Origin of the sequence: Paenibacillus sp. An7 (assembly GCF_009870785.1) — a bacterium.
Classification (GTDB): Bacteria; Bacillota; Bacilli; order Paenibacillales; family Paenibacillaceae; genus Paenibacillus.
Map to the genome: position 1 here is coordinate 490,138 of NZ_WTWX01000001.1, position 17,746 is coordinate 507,883.

At 41.3% G+C, this 17,746-nt stretch carries 16 protein-coding genes and 1 riboswitch; of the genes, 1 reads left to right on the top strand and 15 read right to left on the bottom strand.

Annotation, left to right across the window (positions count from 1 at the left end; genetic code table 11):
- Positions 1 to 178 precede the first annotated feature (178 nt).
- From GQY27_RS02195 to GQY27_RS02265, 15 genes are all read right to left on the bottom strand, one after another.
- Positions 179 to 1,144 (bottom strand): ABC transporter ATP-binding protein, encoded by a 966-nt coding sequence (locus GQY27_RS02195; RefSeq protein ID WP_160031864.1) that lies wholly within the window; start codon positions 1,142 to 1,144, stop codon positions 179 to 181.
- Entirely contained in the window at positions 1,137 to 2,120 is a 984-nt protein-coding gene (locus GQY27_RS02200; protein WP_160031865.1) for an ABC transporter ATP-binding protein, read from the bottom strand. The genes GQY27_RS02195 and GQY27_RS02200 overlap by 8 nt, the downstream gene beginning before the upstream one ends.
- 11 nt (positions 2,121 to 2,131) lie before the next feature.
- Positions 2,132 to 3,055 carry an oligopeptide ABC transporter permease gene (gene opp4C, locus GQY27_RS02205; RefSeq protein ID WP_160031866.1) on the bottom strand — a complete coding sequence of 308 codons (924 nt, stop codon included), beginning with the start codon at positions 3,053 to 3,055 and terminating at the stop codon, positions 2,132 to 2,134.
- Between the two features lie 12 nt (positions 3,056 to 3,067).
- A complete protein-coding gene (locus GQY27_RS02210) occupies positions 3,068 to 4,024 on the bottom strand; it encodes an ABC transporter permease (RefSeq protein ID WP_160031867.1) in 957 nt (318 codons plus the stop codon).
- An 85-nt stretch (positions 4,025 to 4,109) separates the two neighbouring features.
- On the bottom strand, positions 4,110 to 5,840 hold the full coding sequence (locus tag GQY27_RS02215) for an ABC transporter substrate-binding protein (RefSeq protein ID WP_160031868.1): 1,731 nt from the start codon (positions 5,838 to 5,840) through the stop codon (positions 4,110 to 4,112).
- Positions 5,841 to 6,077: 237 nt separating this feature from the next.
- Positions 6,078 to 6,998: an ArsR/SmtB family transcription factor gene (locus GQY27_RS02220; protein ID WP_160031869.1), complete on the bottom strand. Its 921-nt coding sequence runs from the start codon at positions 6,996 to 6,998 to the stop codon at positions 6,078 to 6,080.
- Between the two features lie 93 nt (positions 6,999 to 7,091).
- Positions 7,092 to 8,204, bottom strand: a complete 1,113-nt coding sequence (locus GQY27_RS02225; RefSeq protein WP_236570440.1) for a hemolysin family protein — start codon at positions 8,202 to 8,204, stop codon at positions 7,092 to 7,094.
- A 215-nt stretch (positions 8,205 to 8,419) separates the two neighbouring features.
- A complete protein-coding gene (gene gerQ / locus GQY27_RS02230) occupies positions 8,420 to 8,878 on the bottom strand; it encodes a spore coat protein GerQ (protein ID WP_160031870.1) in 459 nt (152 codons plus the stop codon).
- A gap of 45 nt (positions 8,879 to 8,923) precedes the next feature.
- The gene (locus GQY27_RS02235; protein ID WP_160031871.1) at positions 8,924 to 9,346 is read right to left on the bottom strand and encodes a cell wall hydrolase; all 423 of its coding nucleotides are present in this window, start codon (positions 9,344 to 9,346) and stop codon (positions 8,924 to 8,926) included.
- A 165-nt stretch (positions 9,347 to 9,511) separates the two neighbouring features.
- Entirely contained in the window at positions 9,512 to 9,712 is a 201-nt protein-coding gene (locus tag GQY27_RS02240; RefSeq protein WP_160031872.1) for a hypothetical protein, read from the bottom strand.
- Between the two features lie 152 nt (positions 9,713 to 9,864).
- On the bottom strand, positions 9,865 to 11,610 hold the full coding sequence (locus GQY27_RS02245; protein ID WP_160031873.1) for a hypothetical protein: 1,746 nt from the start codon (positions 11,608 to 11,610) through the stop codon (positions 9,865 to 9,867).
- Positions 11,611 to 11,744: 134 nt separating this feature from the next.
- The gene (locus GQY27_RS02250; RefSeq protein WP_160031874.1) at positions 11,745 to 12,494 is read right to left on the bottom strand and encodes an SDR family NAD(P)-dependent oxidoreductase; all 750 of its coding nucleotides are present in this window, start codon (positions 12,492 to 12,494) and stop codon (positions 11,745 to 11,747) included.
- 176 nt (positions 12,495 to 12,670) lie between these two features.
- A complete protein-coding gene (locus tag GQY27_RS02255; protein WP_160032041.1) occupies positions 12,671 to 13,069 on the bottom strand; it encodes a DUF2500 domain-containing protein in 399 nt (132 codons plus the stop codon).
- A 117-nt stretch (positions 13,070 to 13,186) separates the two neighbouring features.
- Complete coding sequence (locus GQY27_RS02260) at positions 13,187 to 14,443, bottom strand: WD40/YVTN/BNR-like repeat-containing protein (RefSeq protein ID WP_160031875.1); 1,257 nt, start codon at positions 14,441 to 14,443, stop codon at positions 13,187 to 13,189.
- 193 nt (positions 14,444 to 14,636) lie between these two features.
- The gene (locus tag GQY27_RS02265; protein ID WP_160031876.1) at positions 14,637 to 16,025 is read right to left on the bottom strand and encodes an amino acid permease; all 1,389 of its coding nucleotides are present in this window, start codon (positions 16,023 to 16,025) and stop codon (positions 14,637 to 14,639) included.
- A 433-nt stretch (positions 16,026 to 16,458) separates the two neighbouring features.
- Positions 16,459 to 16,603: riboswitch (FMN riboswitch) on the top strand.
- 133 nt (positions 16,604 to 16,736) lie between these two features.
- On the opposite strand from GQY27_RS02265, the gene GQY27_RS02270 reads away from it, so the two are divergent.
- Positions 16,737 to 17,687 (top strand): DMT family transporter, encoded by a 951-nt coding sequence (locus GQY27_RS02270; RefSeq protein ID WP_160032042.1) that lies wholly within the window; start codon positions 16,737 to 16,739, stop codon positions 17,685 to 17,687.
- Positions 17,688 to 17,746 lie beyond the last annotated feature (59 nt).

Genomic DNA, 17,746 nt, shown 5'->3' on the forward strand with positions numbered 1-17,746 from the left:
TCTCCCTGCCTCCCTTTTAAATTTTAACGTGAATGGTATCACGTTTCATTAATATAACGCAGCGAGCGTGTAATATGTTTCAAATAAAGTAAAATATTTACATAAAAAGACCGTCTCCATCAGGAAACGGTCTGCTTAGGTTTTCTTATTTTATTATATCTGAGGTATCAGCTTACTGCTACACTAGATGGCAAGCCACATGATGCCCCTGCTCAACTTCTCTAAATAGCGGTATTTCAGAAGAACAACGTTCGACTGCAAAAGGACAACGAGTGTGAAACTTGCAACCGGAAGGTGGATTCATGGGAGATGGGATATCTCCTTTCAGTACAATTCTTTCCCTCTTCAGTTTAGGTATCGGAATAGGTACAGCAGACAACAAAGCCTTTGTATAAGGATGCAGCGGGCGAACAAATAGATCATCCCTTGTTCCCATCTCCACCATGGAACCGAGATACATCACTCCGATGCGGTCACACAAATGTTCAACCACACTTAAATCGTGAGAGATGAATAGGTAGGTGAGTCCTCTTGAGACTTGCAATTTTTTAAATAAATTAATGATCTGTGCCTGTATAGAAACATCAAGAGCAGATACCGGTTCGTCCGCTATAATCAGTTCTGGGTTTAGGGCAAGGGCTCTCGCAATCCCGATCCGCTGACGCTGTCCCCCGGAAAATTCATGTGGAAATCGATCATAATGATAAGCAGATAAACCGCATGAAGTTAATACCTTTGTAACAACTTCACGTATCTTCTCTTTAGGTACAAGCTGGTGATCTAAGAGTGCTTCCCCAATGGCGTCTCCCACACGAATCCTTGGATTTAGAGAGCTATATGGATCTTGAAAGATCAGCTGCATTTTGGGTCGAAGTTGTCTTAACTCTTGCGGTGATAGAGCATACAGGTCTTTCCCTTGAAACCGTATCTCTCCTGCAGTCTTGTCATGGAGACGTAAAATGGTGCGTCCCACCGTACTTTTTCCGCTCCCAGACTCCCCTACGAGACCAAATGTCTCGCCGGGATACAAAGTGATGTTGATATCATCTACGGCTTTTACATATCCTACCGTTCGGCCCATCAGCCCTTTTTTTACGGGAAAATACTTTTTCAGTGACTTCACTTCAAGTAAGGCCTCAGACACGTGCAGCCACCTCCTCGTATAACCAACATGCCGTTTTTTGCAGTGGAGCTACTTCTTTCAGTTCCGGTTCATTTGTTCTGCAGATCGGCATACAGTGTTCACACCGATCACTGAAGTAACAAGATTTTGTAAGGTTCAGCGGATTCGGTACTTGTCCCGGTATCGAGTATAGTTCATCTTGCCGCTGATTAATTACCGGCTTAGACTTAAGAAGTCCTTGGGTATAAGGGTGTTTGGGAGAACGGAAAAGCTCAACTACTTCGCCCTCTTCCACTACTTTGCCGGAATACATAACAACAACATAGTCGGCCATTTCGGCAACCACACCCAAATCATGCGTAATCATCAGAATCGACATATTCGAATCTTCTTTGATTTTACGGAGCATTTCGAGAATTTGGGCTTGAATCGTAACATCAAGAGCGGTTGTTGGCTCATCGGCAATGAGTAGTTTTGGATTACATGAGATTGCGATTGCAATCATAACACGCTGCAGCATTCCTCCGCTCAGTTCATGAGGATAAGAATCTGCAATTTGCTCAGAACGAGAGATTCCAACTTCTTTCAAAAGTTCAATCGCTCTTTTTCTAGCGGTTTCTTTTTTCATTTTTTTATGAATGATCAGCGGCTCCATAATCTGTTCACCGATTTTCATTACAGGATTTAAACTCGACATCGGTTCTTGAAAAATCATCGTTATGTCATTACCACGAATGGTACGAAATTCATTTTTGTCCATTTTGAGCAAATCTTGCCCTATAAAATTAATTTCTCCATTTACAATTTTGCCCCCAGGTTCCTCAATCAAACCCATGATGGACATGGCAGTTACACTTTTACCGCATCCCGATTCTCCAACAATACATACGGTTTGTCCCTTAGGTACGGTAATACTCACATCATCTACTGCTTTTACGGATCCTTCATCTGTATAGAAATGTGTTTTCAGGTGATTAATTTGTAGTAACGATTCCATTTCGTGTTCACCTACCTCTTCTGTTTGGGATCAAGTACATCACGTAAACCGTCCCCAAATATGTTAATGGCAATGACGGTGATAAAAATAGAAAAACCAGGCGGCATCCAAAGCCATGGATGCTGTTGAAAATCAATTAAGTTATTCGCAGCATCAATCATATTGCCCCAAGTTGGCGTCGGCGGCATAACCCCGAGTCCAAAGAAGCTCAGCACCGATTCACTTAGAATCGCACCGCCGATACTTAAGGTTGCCATTACAATAAGAAGCGGATAAATATTCGGCAGTAGATGATGGAACAGTTTTTTCCTGTCCCTGAGTCCAAGAACCGTTGCGGCATGCATAAATTCTCTTTCTCGTAAGCTGAGCATCTGTCCCCTTACCATTCTGGCGAGACCCGGCCAATTGACGAGTCCAAGCATCAGCATAACCACGTACATTCGGTAATCTGGGGGTATTTTCCATTCCGACAAGAGCGCACCAACGATAAATAACAGCGGGAGGCTCGGAATGGTTAGCAGCAAATCTGCAATTCTCATAATGAGCTGATCTACAACCCCTCTATAATACCCTGCTACTGCTCCAAGCGTCGCTCCAATCAGAACAGATAACATCATTGAGGCTAGCCCTACTGTCAGAGATATACGTCCTGCTTGCATTACTCTAGTAAGTACATCTCGTCCTAAGTTATCTGTTCCAAGCCAGTGTTTTGCATTCGGCGCTTTCTTCATCTCCAGCATATTAATTTTGTTATCTGCGTAAGGAGAAAATAGCGGACCTAAGAAGCAGATAAGAAACATCAGGATCACCACAACAAGACCGAAAATTGCCAGTTTGTTTCGCAGCAGTTTTCGAACGGATTGGCGCCATAAGGATGATCTGTGCTCCACTCCAGGACCTGTACTTGTTTTTGTAGCTCCGCTAATTGATGACATTCGATCCACCCCTTAATCCAGCTTGACACGCGGATCTGCAATTCGATACAGCAGGTCCGACAACAAGGTGCCAAGGACAGTTAAAATCGCGATAAATACAGTAAAACTCATCAGCAGAGGATAATCACGTAAAGAAAAAGACGACATATAAAGCTGCCCTATACCCGGCCAGTTAAAAATCTTTTCGATAATTAATGATCCACCAAACAGTCCCGGAAGTTCAAAACCGATGAGAGTAATCGCCGGAAGGAGAGCATTTCGGAGAGCATGTGTGAAGAGCACTTTACGCTCAGTAAGCCCTTTTGCTCTCGCTGTTCGAATATAATCCTGTTTAATTACATCAATCATATTACTGCGGATATATCTTGTGAGTGAGCCGATTCCAAGCAGTGTCATAACAACGACAGGCAGTGCCATATGCTGAATCACTTCTTTGGCATAAGCAAGACCGGTTGCATTACTGCCCGTTGTTGTCATTCCGCCTGGTGGAAGCCATTTCAGGTCAACGGCAAACATCTTGATTAAATAAAGTCCAATAAAAAAGGAAGGAATGGACATCGCTGCAAAAATAATCAGCATGACAAGGGTATCAAACCAAGAATACTGTTTGTAAGCAGAAATGACTCCAATCACAACAGCAATGAGCCATGTGAAAAAAGTCGACACGGCAGCAAGTAGAAATGAATTCCAAATATATTCATTAAAAAGGGTTAATACAGGTTTTTGTTGAGCTAGCGAATAACCAAAATCCCCTTGGAGTGCGTTTTTAATCCAAATCACGTAGCGATCGAGCAGCGGTTTATCAAGTCCATATAGCTCGCGCAGCTCTGCTTTACGTTCTGGACTTAGTTTGATGTTACTCGACACATAATCTCCTGGCGTAAGAGCATATAGACTGAAAATAAGAAATGATGCAGCTAACAAAATAACAAGTATGTAGGTGAGTCTCTTGACAAGGTAAGTGCTCATGTTATGCTCCTTATCTGTTAAAGCTTATGTCCACCTAGGGGTCTAGGCTGGACATAAGCTAACTTTTTGTTTCTCTAACCGAATGCTATTGTTCTATTTTCCATTCAGGGAGTGATTGGGCAATCCCTTGGTAAGGGCTGATACTTACGTTCGTAAGTCTTCCATTGTTTGCGTATACTGATTTTCTGTAGGACGTAAAGATGACCGGGAGCTCATCGTTCAGAACTTGATACAATTCTTGATACACTGCTTTACGTTCCTCTGTATCTACCGTAGCAAGACCTTTAGCATATAGCTCTTTTACTTTTGGATTGTCATAGCCTGGCAATGAACCATCGATAAATTGGATAACGCCATCAGAAGGATCTGTCAGCATTGGGGTTGAGAATGCAGCCATATCATAATCTTTACTTTCTACTTTTGACACTAAAGCGTTAAAGTCTGCAAATACTTCAGGTTGAAAATCGATGCCGATTTCGGCGAAGTTCTCTTTGGCTACCGCGATAAAAATATCAGTCGCTGGGCTTTTGGAGCCAAGATAGTGAATGGATAATTTCTTACCGTCTTTCTCACGAATTCCATCTCCGCCTACAGTCCATCCTGCAGCATCAAGAAGTTCCTTCGCTTTTTCTGGATTATACTCATACGGGTTAATTCCTTCTTCAGTATAAGACCATGAGATCGGTGCTGCTGGAATATTAGCTACTTCACCGGCTCCTTGATTGGCATCTACGTAAATAGCTTGACGATTTAATCCGTAAGTAATGGCTTGGCGCACTTCTTTTTGTTTCATCTGTTCGTTCTCAAGATTCAACTGGAAGTATCCATAAGTGCTTGGTGTATAAGGGAGGATATCGACATAGCCGAGACCTTTTAATTTATCAATGTTTTCTTGTGTTGCTGTATAGGAAGCAAGATCTACTTCACCTGTTTCAAGGAACTGCCATGTATCACCCTGAGAAGTTTTATAGATAAAACGTTCTACACTTGGTTTTCCTTTGAGATAATTTTCATTCGCAGTGAAACGAACCTCTTGTCCTGGCAAGAATTTCTCTAATATGTAAGGTCCATTACCCAGTGGAGCAGAATGCAACTTTTGCAAATAAGTCAATTCACCAAATTTATAATCTTTACCGTAGTAGGCTTTAGACAGCACTTTACCGCCAAGATTTAGAAGTGCAGTCGCATTAGGTTCCTCAAGCGTTACTGAAATCGTATAAGGATCAATGATGTTAATACCTTCAATGCTGTCTGCTTTCCCCTCTTTGTAAGCAAGACCGCCTTTCACTTTCATCAGGGTAATATTGGTATCGCCATCGTAAGCTTTGTCATGCAGAAGCGTCCAAGTAAATGCAACATCTTCTGAAGTGAGAGGTGATCCATCACTAAACGTACCTTTTTCAGGTAAATGGAATGTATAAGTTAATCCATCTTCAGAGACATCATAACTGTCAACATAATCTGCTACAGGGAGTCCCTCTGCATCCGATGTAATAAGAGATGTGTATAAAAGAGCAGAGACGTTACCGTCATAACCGCTCTGTGAGAAATACGGAGTGAACGATCCGCTTGGATCTGTGAGTCCCACAATAACTGTGTCTGTTCTTTGAACAGCGGTTTGAGGTAATTTACTGATATCTGATGCAGGAATCTTTTCCGTTAACAGGTTCGTGGTTGCAGGAGCTTCACCTGACGGAGCACCAACTGATGTACCTGTGCCCGTATCGGCCGGTGAAGCACTTTCTCCAGAACATGCAGATAACAAAAGCGAGCCAGCAAGCAATAACGAAGAAGCATAGACAATCCTTTTTCTCATAAAATATCTCTCCATCTCTTTATTTTTTTAGTAACGCCCTTACAAAACACCCGAGGAATAATTCCGATAAACTAGGTATGTTTTTATTGATTAGTCATTATTATAGAAACGAAATGCAGTTCTGTAAATAGAGAACCAGTTAAATTTATGGATTTTTTTCAACTTTTTATCTTTTTCTGAAAAATAAAACCATCAAACTCCCCGTCGCACAAGGAAATTGATGGTTTTTAGCATCTTTTAAACTTCTATGTAATTTAGTAAACGATGTTCCACTTGACGCAGCGCATGCGATCTGATGCTGTATTCGATTAGATTCTCTCCATCAAAATGAGCATATAGGAGTCCACTGCTGCGCAGTTTGGAAATATGATCATGTGTAATCCCCTTTGAAAGCTGTAAATGCCTAACAATTTCAATAAAGGATCGCGGTCCTTGGTGCAGATACTTAAGTATTTTCAGACGGTTTTTCTCTCCCAAACTACGAAGCACTCGCAAATCATGCGGAGGAATAACGGTATCATCGCCAAGGTAAACAGACGCTGCATAGTGGCAGACAATCGTATTTCCATAATGCCAAAATATATGCAGCGGCTGAAAATGGTACTGCGGAATAAGCACGATCCGAACAAGACCCTCCGTTCTGTTAAACATGAGCCCTCGAGTCGTTTCATCGACTAGTGAATCTACCGATTTATATTCTTTTTTAGCAAGTCGAACTGCATTTTCTGCTTGAAGGGCTTTACACACCTCAGAACTAATCTGTTTGAAATACTGTTCATTCCATTCGTAAAATAGTTCCCTATACCTCTCTTTAAACCTCTTCATTTCAAAATCAGGAACTTTAAAATTCCAATCTTTGCAAAGAGTAACGAAATGGTCCAGCAGATCTTTGTCTGATGTATTTTCTAAAAAGTTTATGTAATCTTCTGCAGTGTATATGTCTTGTTGTTCTAACAATAGATAGGCGTACTTCCATTCTTCATCCATCTGCCATTCGCGGAGTATAGAATTGTACTCTGTAGTCAGCATAGCTTGAGTCTCTTTGACCCACTTCGGTGAAAGTTCAATCTTTTTATGTGATTTACGGCAAATAAAAGTATGAAGACTGTTCATAAATTCATATACGGGTTTAAACCGAAAGGTAATATCATAACTCATAGCTTCACACTCCTTCGTACCACTTATTATAACGTTCGAAGGAAGTATGGAATAGTAAGCAATTTATAAGATTTCTTTATATAAGGCAGCGAGTTACGTACCGGTTTGCTCATTTGCAGCCTGCTTAGGGGACAAAAGTATTCTGGAAATTCGCAGGTGTTCGATCTCTTCTATAACATACTTAAAGCCTGCTTTGATAATATATTCCCCTTTTTGCGGAGAGGAAGATCTTAATTCAGAAAACAACCAGCCCCCAATCGTATCATATTGATTGTCGTCCAGACACAGTTCAAAATGCTGGTTTACATCTTCAATTAACATCAATCCATCAATAGAATAGACGTCATCACCCAGATATTCCACAAGCGGCCGTTCATTATCAAACTCATCCTGAATTTCACCAACAATTTCTTCAACGATATCTTCTAAGGTTACGAGTCCAGATGTTCCCCCATACTCGTCAATCACAATGGAAATTTGCGTCTTCGATTCCTTCATTTGTTTCAGTAAAAGGTCAATCGAAGTGGATTCAGGGATACTTAAAACAGGTCTAATTGCCCTTATATAATCCTCCATTCCCGACATAAATAAATCTTTGATATGAACAAATCCAATGATATGATCTTTATCTCCATGACATACGGGATAGCGAGTACGCATCTCTATACTTGCCAGCTTCAAATTTTCATGAACACTCCATTCTGTGTTGAGGCATATCATTTCTGTACGTGGAATCATGATTTCCCTTGCTGTTCTTGTAGAGAATTCCAGAAGATTTTGGTTAAGTAACGCATTTTCCTTATGATCTAATGAAGAAATATTTACTGGAGAAGAGAACTCTTTTTTACTTCTTCTTATCCACAGTTTGGAAATGATACGGCCGAAAACCAGATATTGAGTCACAAAAAGAACCATAAAAACAGCTGTAAGGATACGCGATATACTTCCTGCAGCCATCATTCCGAGTGCTATTGGCGGTAATATCAATCCTGCTCTGCATAAATAAATATAGATTCGCACATGTGCTTGCAGATGCAGTCCAGCCTTGTTAAATGCAGACGGAACCGTATTATTTATGGGTCTCGGCGGTTCTAAGTCTGAAGCAAGATAATTTAACTGATTCTGAAAAAAACCAAACATGGCACTAATCAGCGAAAGACCTGTCATCATCATGAATAGCTCGATAGCCGGTAAAGGATCAGCCAATGATTGTCCTATCCACCATGAAAATTCAGTGAATAGGTTCACCTCCTTTTGTCCCTCTTTGTCTTTGATCTTGATCCTATATATATGAGGTAAAGCCCAAAATAAGTGCTATAAAAAACCACAGGGTACACAAAAAATTAATTGTGACCCTGCGGCTTACTAATGCATTATGTGTTTTATTAGGGATTATGAGAAAACGTCCATAATCCTAACTTTTACCGCCGAGCACTAGGCGGTGCATATGGATATTCATAATTCAGAGGCTCATCAAATGTAGCGTAATCAAAGTTCACCATTAGAATTATTGTACGTTGGCCTGTATTTGGGTCACTTATGATAATATGATCACGTCCTGCTGCTTCTAAAACTCCTTTAAAGATTTTTGCATTCCACTCCCGGTTCCCTTCATAAGTAGCATAGAAAGTCCCTATCTTCCCTAGATTCAACCTAAGGATATTCTCGATAAAGGATTGTTCGGTAAAAGGGAGATTCTGCTGAATCACTGCTCCCCCTGGTGTCATCACACTTCCACTGTTCACTTCTGGAGGAACAACGGTTGTATTTGGCATCATAGGCATCATGGGCATCGAAGGCATTCCCATATTTCTAGGATCGTACCCAGGTCCTCCATTTCCAATCTTATAGGTGACGGGCTGGTAAGGCTGGTTAAACATATTTAAAAACCTCCCTAATTTTAAATAGCTCCTTGTTTCAAAAAACTAATAAACAGCAGGACAATCCTCACCAGAAGGACTAAAGAAACAATGTGCTCGGTATCTCCCTGTATTTGCTTGATTGTACCAAGTGGGCGGACACTCCCCAGATGGTCTAAAGAACCAGAGTGCGTTACTTGCCGGCCATATTTTTTCCCCGTTAATTACCCGCTGAGCGAGCCTGATCTCTGATTCCCGTGCTGCCTGGTAGAAATAGCCCTTTTGGGTTGCTTCAAACCCCCCCGGATTCTGGTATACCATATCACTTACGGAGCGGATATTACGAAAGTCCAAACATCCTCCTAGCACTCGATTGACCCCTACATTTCCTACCAGAAGCATCCCTGTATCCCCGTCTTCTTCTGCTTCCGCACGCATAAGTCTTGCCAGTAATTTCACATCTTCGGAATTCGCCTTAATCACGGCCAATGGAAGTCTTCCTCCTTCCTTTACTTACGTATTCTCATGGCTATACGTTATATCATATTGTGCATTCGCCCAGTTCGTGACAATTTATTTCAATTATTTTCGAAAATAAAAAAAGAATATCGGGTTTGCTTTTCACAAGAGACCAACATTCTTCTTATTTCTTACTCATTTTTTATTCTGATGATTACGAAAATAGCGAGACACATAATAACCTATAACGAGAAAAACAAGCACGACGACAGCACTAATGATTACAAGAATATGATCATACGTGCCTTCACCTGAAGATAGAGGACCGAAACTCGTTCTAGGCTCAACCTCTGCATGTGACATATGCTTGCCTTCAAAAAAGCGAATCAGATACATAGACTCCTCCGAGATATATCTTTTTTTTAAGTGTACCAAATCTCTAATTGGAAATATATAACGGAAAAGAAATGAATATATGAAAAAAGAGCAAACTAAAACTTTCTTTAGTTCACTCTTCTCATCTTTATATAAGATTATTAAATCATTCTTTAAGGCTTCGCATTAATCCAATAATCATAAGAATGAATTAAATAGCCCTGATAAGCATTATATTTTGCAAGCAGATCTGGCAACTTCGCTAGTTCTGATTCCATATAAGCTTCGCCTTCTTCATAAAAAGTAATATGATTTCCTTCATGACTTTCTTTCATCTCAACCGAAATCAGCAGGGGCTTGCCTAATTGATCAGCTATTTCCATTTCTTGAGCTACAACGGCTGCGATTCCGTTAGATCCTTCCGCTGTATCTCGGAAAGCCATAAGTGAGATATGATCCAACGTGCGAATCATCCACTCTGATACACTCATACCTTTCCCTGGTAATTCATGACGATCGAGCCATACAGCTAAATCAGCACTTGTTTTGAGATCGGAATCTTTTTTGGTTTCACGAGCGAAATACTCCATATTAGAAGCCCACTCTTTAAGCACACGTTCTCGATTATTGTCCCATTCCGAGTTAGTATAAGGCTCAATATCTAAATGAATACCGTGGAATTTTTCTTCCTCTGCTGCACGCAGGTTATATTGCTTCACATAATTAATGAGCCTCATTAGGCGTGATCTGTTTTCTTCAAGTCCCCAACTTGGATGACCGCCCATCGCATGAACTTCAATTCCCATCGATGCAGCTTGGCCTACAAAATTGCGATACAGTGAATACGGCTGGTCAAGATCAAGTCTTACATATAGAAAATTCACCTTTTTCTCTTGTAAGAACTCGAGTACTCGTTCACTTTCATTAATAACTTGTTCTGCTTTCCATATATAAGTTCCGCGAATAGAATCAGCCGGCAGTTCTGGTTCTGGATTCGGTGTCGGCTCTGGCTCTGGTGTCGGCTCTGGATTCACTGTATCTTGAGTCATCTGACTCCAGTACACATAATCATGAATGGCAACTCCTGCAAAACGGGAATAACCTGCATAGAATGCTGTCACTTCCTGAAGAACTTGTTCCATCTTCTCTTTCGTCTTCCCAGCAAATGTGGTAAATTCTTCTCCCGGCATTGGTTTTGCGTTAACTCCAACAATGATTTTTGCAGGATAATTGTTTGACCATTCCATCTCTTCTCTAACAACCTCTACAATGCCGCCCACTCCGCCTGCTTTATCACGATAAGCCATTAAAGCAATTTGATCAAACCTGCCCATAAACCACTGAATCAGCGGTTCCTGTGAGTCTGGGTCATAATAGTGATCATACCAGAAAGGAAGATCTATAGCTGAATTCAGGCTAGGTTCTTGCTCAATGACAGACAGGAATTTTTCAATATTCGCAAGATAAGTCCGAGTGACTTCATCGCTGTCGATCTCCCAATCCCCTAGAACATAGGGCTCTATGTCTAGATGAATCCCACTGAATTTTTCGTTTTCTCCTGATTCTCTATTAAAGTCAACAACCCAGTTAGCAAAACGCAATAATGGAACTTCTCCGCCTTCCGCAGCCCACTTTGGGTGACCGCCCAGCGCATCCACTTTTATTCCATTTTCATGTGCGCGAAGAATAAAACGTTGATATACTTCGGCAGGTTGCTCCATATCAATTCGTAAATAAATATGATTAATCCGATGATTGTCTGCGTAATCTAGTATATCTTGGCCGCCGTCCTGAATGGATTCAGCTTGCCAAAGCCACATTGCCCGAGTCGTTTCTTTTGAGGAATCAAAAGCTGTCAACCATGTTACACTAGCAAGAAGTACAACCCACAAGAGCATGCGGGAAAGGTTCCCGTACATATCTTACCTCCACTTCTCTTCTCTTTTTTTAAGCCAACGCTATTATAACAGTGGAATAGAGCAAAAAAAATGAGCCCTCGTGCTCATGTTGGGCTCATCGTGAACTATTATAAAGTTTTTTTATGAGTCCTAGACTAGGGCTGATATATCATTTTTCGTGACATCCCCCCATCAACCACTAGATTCTCTGCTGTAATAAAATCATTCTCAGGGTCGGTCAAATATAAGCAGGCACGCGCGATATCCGAAGGTTTCCCTACTCTTCCGCTTGGATGCTGCGAATGGTCCTCTGGGCGCAATTGTTCATATTCCCCCGTCTCGATCCATCCCGGACTAATACTATTGACCCGGATGTGTTCAGATGACAAGGATAAAGCCATCGCATGGGTAAGCGAAATAATAGCTCCTTTAGAAGCAGCATAAGCTTCTGAATTTGGTTCTGACATGGCAGCCCGGGTAGAAGAAATATTGACTACAGAACCGCCATCTTGGTTATTTTTCATGTATTTGGCTGCGATCCTTGTTCCAAGAAAACAGCTGCGGACATTTGTGTTCATCACATCATCCCATTCATCTACAGTGAGTTCATAAGGTGATTTCCAAATCCCATATCCTGCATTATTAATAAGAACATCAATCTGTCCATATTCAGTTACCGCAGCTTCCATGAGTGCTAGAATTGCTTCTTCTGACCTAACGTCACAGTGGACAAACATCGCTTCGTAACCATCTTGGCGCAGGGACGCAGCAGCAGCCGCTCCCTTCTCCTCATGGCGATCCGCTAGAACCACCTTTGCTCCTTGCATGGCATAAGCACCTGCTACTTCTTTACCAATCCCGCTGCCGGCTCCCGTGACGATGACGACCCTATTTTTAAATCTCATATTATTCACCCTTCCCTTCTGAATTCCTTTCCTACTCATTACCCTTGTTCTACCAAGTTACTCTATTCATTTAGAAAAAACATCAAAAAAAGCCGCCCTTGTTATGGACGACCTATACATTGTTATGGAAAGAGATGAATATTATTTCACTCATGCATCAGTCCTCGTATCTTTCCCTAAGACCCATGAACCGGCTCGGCATATACTTTAGCAAGACGTTCAAAGCCTATGTAACGCGTTCCTTGAAAAGTGAGTCTTCCTTCATCTCCTTCAGAACATAGACCATACTCTTTACCAGCGACTTTAAACTCCAACCGATCGCCACTCTCTACTTCAAACGTGACATAGTACATGGTGCTCGTATGGTTGCCTTCGCTCTGATTTGTCTGCTGCTGTACAGAAATACGTCTGCCCGTAATCCGTGAATGCACCGTGAGAACAGGTTGTTTTTTGTTTTTCCCCCACTGAAGTGCTTCTTTTCCAATGGAAATAGCAATAATACCGAGAATCACGACAAACACTACAGGGAATACCGTTCCGAAAAAATCAAACATCCAGAAAGATTCAAATCCCACGCCGTCTCCTCCCGTCCATGTTCTGGCTTTTGACAAACTGCCATTTTTGTTCATGTATATGCCACTATGGAAAGGAACTTGTCATCTCTTCAGCAGAATAACACAAAATTTCTTTATTTATAACACTTCCCAGTTCAGCCCGCCATCCGTCGTTTGCATAAGTATTGATTTCTTCTCCGTTGCATTTTCAAGTAAGATCCATCCAACTTTTGTCGTTACGAACTGCATTTTCACAACCTCAGGGTATTTATCCAGTAAATCAGACAGATTCTTGCTGCCAGTAAGTTTAGACCAAGTTTTTCCTTGATCAGCTGTCTGGTATATTGCTTTTCCTTGCAACATCCATCCTATTTGATCAGATACAAAAGTAGGATACAGCCGTTTGTCTGTCCCGCTTTCTACAGGCAGCTCAAATTGGATATGATTCCATGTATCGCCGCTATCATTTGTGAATAACCCACTGTACTTAACCTGTTCTTCTTCCGAACATCCTAGCGGTATATAAAGTTTATGATGATTAACGCTTAATGACTCCATTTCTCCCATTGTAAACGAAGAGCATTTCGTATGATGTGATGAAGTCCGATTAAAAAATGATTTGTCCATGCTCCAAGTCTCACCGTCATCGGTAGTTACATACATTTTGGGTGTTCCCAGCTCTAGAACAGGTACAAAACCTTTCCCCTTGTCTGTAAACATCATGTCCATCGTATAACCTTGCAGTGGGATCGCTTCATCTGTAGCCTGAATTGGATTATTCGTTGATATTTGGGTCCAGTTCACTCCGCCATCGGTCGTAATATATAATGTTTTCTGTTCTTTTACTGTCCCCACACTCTCACTCGTCATGAGATAACCGTGTGTACTAGAATTGAAATGAAGGGCAGTTACGGGTTGCGATTCTTCAAGTGAAGCGATCTTCCAGCTCTCTCCGCTATCATCCGTACGAAGAACAACATTATTGGTTCCATCCGTTCCGGAACGAACGATCCATCCATGCTCTCCATCTAAAAAGAAAATATCTTTTCCATAAACAGGGTTAGATGAAAACTTCACATTGGCTGAAGGAGAAATATTAACCCAGGTTACTCCGTTATCCCGCGTATAATACAGTCTTAATTCATTACGAGTAACGCCCCAAGCCAGACCTCCATAACCATGAATGAGCTGAAAGTCAGTCAATCTTGTTTGAATTTGATATTTATTGCTATCCTGTACTTCATAATATTCTGGTTCTACTAATGTAAGAGTTTGCCCTGTCTCTGCAGGTTCTTCTTTTATGATCGGCTGCACTTGTTCGGTCTCTTTCGAACTGCAGGCTGCAACCAGCAATACCAGCATACATGCTAGTGACCATACGATTGCTCTACGCATGTTATCACCTTTCTGCCATAGCGTTTTCTCTAAGTTAGTCATTATAGCATAATTTGTGTTGAATGAGAGTCAAATCTGTTACTTGTCTGAATCCATTTTACAACTGAAATAGATTCCTCTCTAATAAATAAAAAACTTCCGGCAATTAGCCGAAAGCTTGTTAGAATCAGTATATTTCATCTAGAAAAATGGTTTATTTAGGATTACTTTTACCAAGTTCACTATGCGAGTATCCGTAGAATAAATAAATAAGAAGTCCTACGATCATCCAAAGGATGAATCCCATCCAGGTCCAAATGTCTAATTGAAACATGAGCAGGAAACAACAACCCGCACTTAATAAAGGAAGAAAGGGTACCCACGGAACCGTAAAACCTCGCTTAAGGTCTGGTCTTGCTTTACGCAATCCAATTACGCCTAGAGATACGATGGCAAAAGCGAATAATGCGCCCATATTTGTCAGACTTGCCAGTTTATCAAGTGGAAGGAATCCGCATAACAAAGCAATAACCAGTCCAACCATCCAAGTACTCCGAACAGGAGTCTGGCTCTTTTCATCCACTTTAGATAAAAATCTAGGAAGCAATCCATCACGAGAGATCGCGAATAAGAGTCTTGTTTGACTGAATAACAGTACAAGTAAAACAGTTGTTATTCCAGCAATCGCCCCAAGCGATATGAGTCCTGCTGCAAAATCTTGCTGAACAAACCGGAGTGCAAAAGCTACTGGATCAGCTACACTAAGTTCTGTATAAGGTACCATGCCTGTTAGAACTACAACCACAATGACATAGAGTAACGTACACACTAATAGGGAAGCAATAATACCGATCGGCAGATCTCGCTGTGGGTTCTTAACTTCTTCCGCCGCGGTTGCTACAGCATCAAAACCAATATAGGCAAAAAACACAAGTGCAGCACCGCTTAGAATTCCTGAATATCCAAATGGAATAAACGGTGTCCAGTTATCCGGTTTTACGTAAAAAGCTCCAACGATGACAAAGATGAGAATAACAGCTATTTTAACAAACACCATAAACGCATTGAATCTAGCCGTTTCTTTTGCCCCTCTCGTTAACAGCAAGCAAATCAGCAAAATAATAATAACAGCCGGTAAATCCACAATCTGCCCTGAGGCAGCATTAAACGCTCCAGACAGTGCAGCAGGTAACTGGATATGAAAACCAGCTAATAATCCTTGCACATAAGCAGACCACCCACTCGCAACAGAAGCGGCAGCTAAGCCGTACTCGAGTACAAGAGCCCAACCCATTAACCAGCCAAACACTTCACCAAAAGCAGCGTAACTGTAAGCATAGGCACTGCCGGATATCGTTACCGTGGAAGCTAGTTCAGAATAACAAAGTGCTGCAAGAATACATACCAGGGCAGCAACAACAAATGAAATGACGAGTGCTGGACCGGCATTATCTGCGGCAGCAGTCCCAGTAACGACAAAGACACCCGTTCCGATAATCGCCCCTATTCCAAGGACGGTCAGATCAAAAGGGCCCAGCGTTTTCTTTAACTTGTTATCCGTTTTTTGATTGGGGTCAAAATGTTTCTTACGTAATAAATCCATAAAGTCACTCCTAGATGTAAGTTGCCCTACTATTCGTAAGTTCCATAGTAATGCTGTTTTATTATCTAAATATGGAATGACCCTGTCAATGAATATTTAAAGGATTAAGAAAATTGCTATACTTCACTTACTCAATCTCCCATTCCCACTAGTATTATGCTATTCCTGACTTAAAAAAGACGCTATTCATTCCGTAAGAGGCACATATCAATCACCGATTATCGATTCCTGTATATAATGAAATTCGGGATGATGTAAACTGATTATACGGCCGATTCTTTATGAACGCTTAACTTATAGGAATAGAAGATATTGGTAAGTATATGTGTCTATAAAAAAAGTACTTGCTGTGATAGCGCTTCCTGTATTATGATAACAGCTACAGAGTTACAACAACTCATTTACTTACTAAAATATATCAGCTAATTGAATAATGGATCTTCGGGGTAGGGTGAAATTCCCAACCGGCGGTGACGCTTATTAGCGAAGCCCGCGACTCAATTTTCTTATTATAGAAGATTGACTGATTTGGTGAAATTCCAAAGCCGACGGTACAGTCCGGATGAGAGAAGATCAAATATCGCAACGTGCCGTGTTATTTCGCATGTTTGTTTGATCAACCCCTATTGTTTTTGGCATGCAAAATGCTGAGATGATAGGGGTTTTGTTAACTGAAGATACCATTTTCAAATTCGATGGAGGAGTTTGATGATGGAAAACACTACCCACGCAAAAAGAAGTTCGAGTTCGACTGGTTTTTGGCTGGTTGCCCTTGGGGCAGCTTTATGGGGAATAAGTCCCCTGTTTCGTATCAACTTATTAGAACATCTGACTTCCATGCAAGTTGTTCTCGTAGAACATTTACTCGTATGTCTTGTCGCAGGTCCGATTCTGTGGAGGAATCGTCATGAATTGAAACATTTGAAGCTGAAGCACTACCTTGCCATGTTATTTATTTCATGGGGCGGATCTGCGCTTGCGTCTGTTATCTTCACGATGGCACTGACAAACGGTGACTTAAATGCAGTCATCTTGCTGCAAAAAATGCAGCCTATCTTTGCTATTCTATTAGCAAAATTAATTCTAAAAGAAACATTGCCACAAAAGTTTGGCGCTCTGTTTACCCTAGCGATCATCGGTACGTATCTACTTACCTTTGGATTTCACTTGCCCTTTGGCGAAGGAACCGAATGGCTCAAAATTGGCAGCATCTTGTCCCTTTTAGCAGCTGCGCTATGGGGCGGTTCTACAGTGATGGGCCGTCTGCTCCTTGGTCAAATTCAGTATAGTACGGTTACTTCAATCCGGTATGTATTCGCTATTCCTTTGCTTGTTGGAATGACATGGATTGAAGGTGGAGTAACCAATCTCCCGCAAGCGGGTCCTGCACTTACCAGTATCATTATAAATCTTCTCGCGCAAGCTTTATTGCCAGGACTACTGAGTCTGCTTCTGTACTATAAAGGCTTATCTTCAACTAAAGCGTCTATGGCTACACTCGCTGAACTCAGTTTTCCGATGACCGGTATTATTGTAAACTGGCTTGCTTTTGGTGAAATGATTACACTTGCCCAGCTCGTAGGCTTTATCTTTATATGGTCCGTTCTGTTTATTCTAACTCGTCAGCAACAGACGAATCAGAACCAACTTTCTATAAACTAATAAAGGTTCGATCCTGCCATGTCTTTAAAGACATGGCTTTTTTTATGTACAGGATAACG

Bases quoted from the DNA above. Each gene is read 5' to 3' on its own strand.
- GQY27_RS02200 (WP_160031865.1), bottom strand. From the start codon at position 2,120: ATGGAATCGTTACTACAAATTAATCACCTGAAAACACATTTCTATACA.
- opp4C (WP_160031866.1), bottom strand. From the start codon at position 3,055: ATGTCATCAATTAGCGGAGCTACAAAAACAAGTACAGGTCCTGGAGTG.
- GQY27_RS02210 (WP_160031867.1), bottom strand. From the start codon at position 4,024: ATGAGCACTTACCTTGTCAAGAGACTCACCTACATACTTGTTATTTTG.
- GQY27_RS02215 (WP_160031868.1), bottom strand. From the start codon at position 5,840: ATGAGAAAAAGGATTGTCTATGCTTCTTCGTTATTGCTTGCTGGCTCG.
- GQY27_RS02220 (WP_160031869.1), bottom strand. From the start codon at position 6,998: ATGAGTTATGATATTACCTTTCGGTTTAAACCCGTATATGAATTTATG.
- gerQ (WP_160031870.1), bottom strand. From the start codon at position 8,878: ATGTTTAACCAGCCTTACCAGCCCGTCACCTATAAGATTGGAAATGGA.
- GQY27_RS02240 (WP_160031872.1), bottom strand. From the start codon at position 9,712: ATGTATCTGATTCGCTTTTTTGAAGGCAAGCATATGTCACATGCAGAG.
- GQY27_RS02245 (WP_160031873.1), bottom strand. From the start codon at position 11,610: ATGTACGGGAACCTTTCCCGCATGCTCTTGTGGGTTGTACTTCTTGCT.
- GQY27_RS02250 (WP_160031874.1), bottom strand. From the start codon at position 12,494: ATGAGATTTAAAAATAGGGTCGTCATCGTCACGGGAGCCGGCAGCGGG.
- GQY27_RS02260 (WP_160031875.1), bottom strand. From the start codon at position 14,443: ATGCGTAGAGCAATCGTATGGTCACTAGCATGTATGCTGGTATTGCTG.
- GQY27_RS02265 (WP_160031876.1), bottom strand. From the start codon at position 16,025: ATGGATTTATTACGTAAGAAACATTTTGACCCCAATCAAAAAACGGAT.
- GQY27_RS02270 (WP_160032042.1), top strand. From the start codon at position 16,737: ATGGAAAACACTACCCACGCAAAAAGAAGTTCGAGTTCGACTGGTTTT.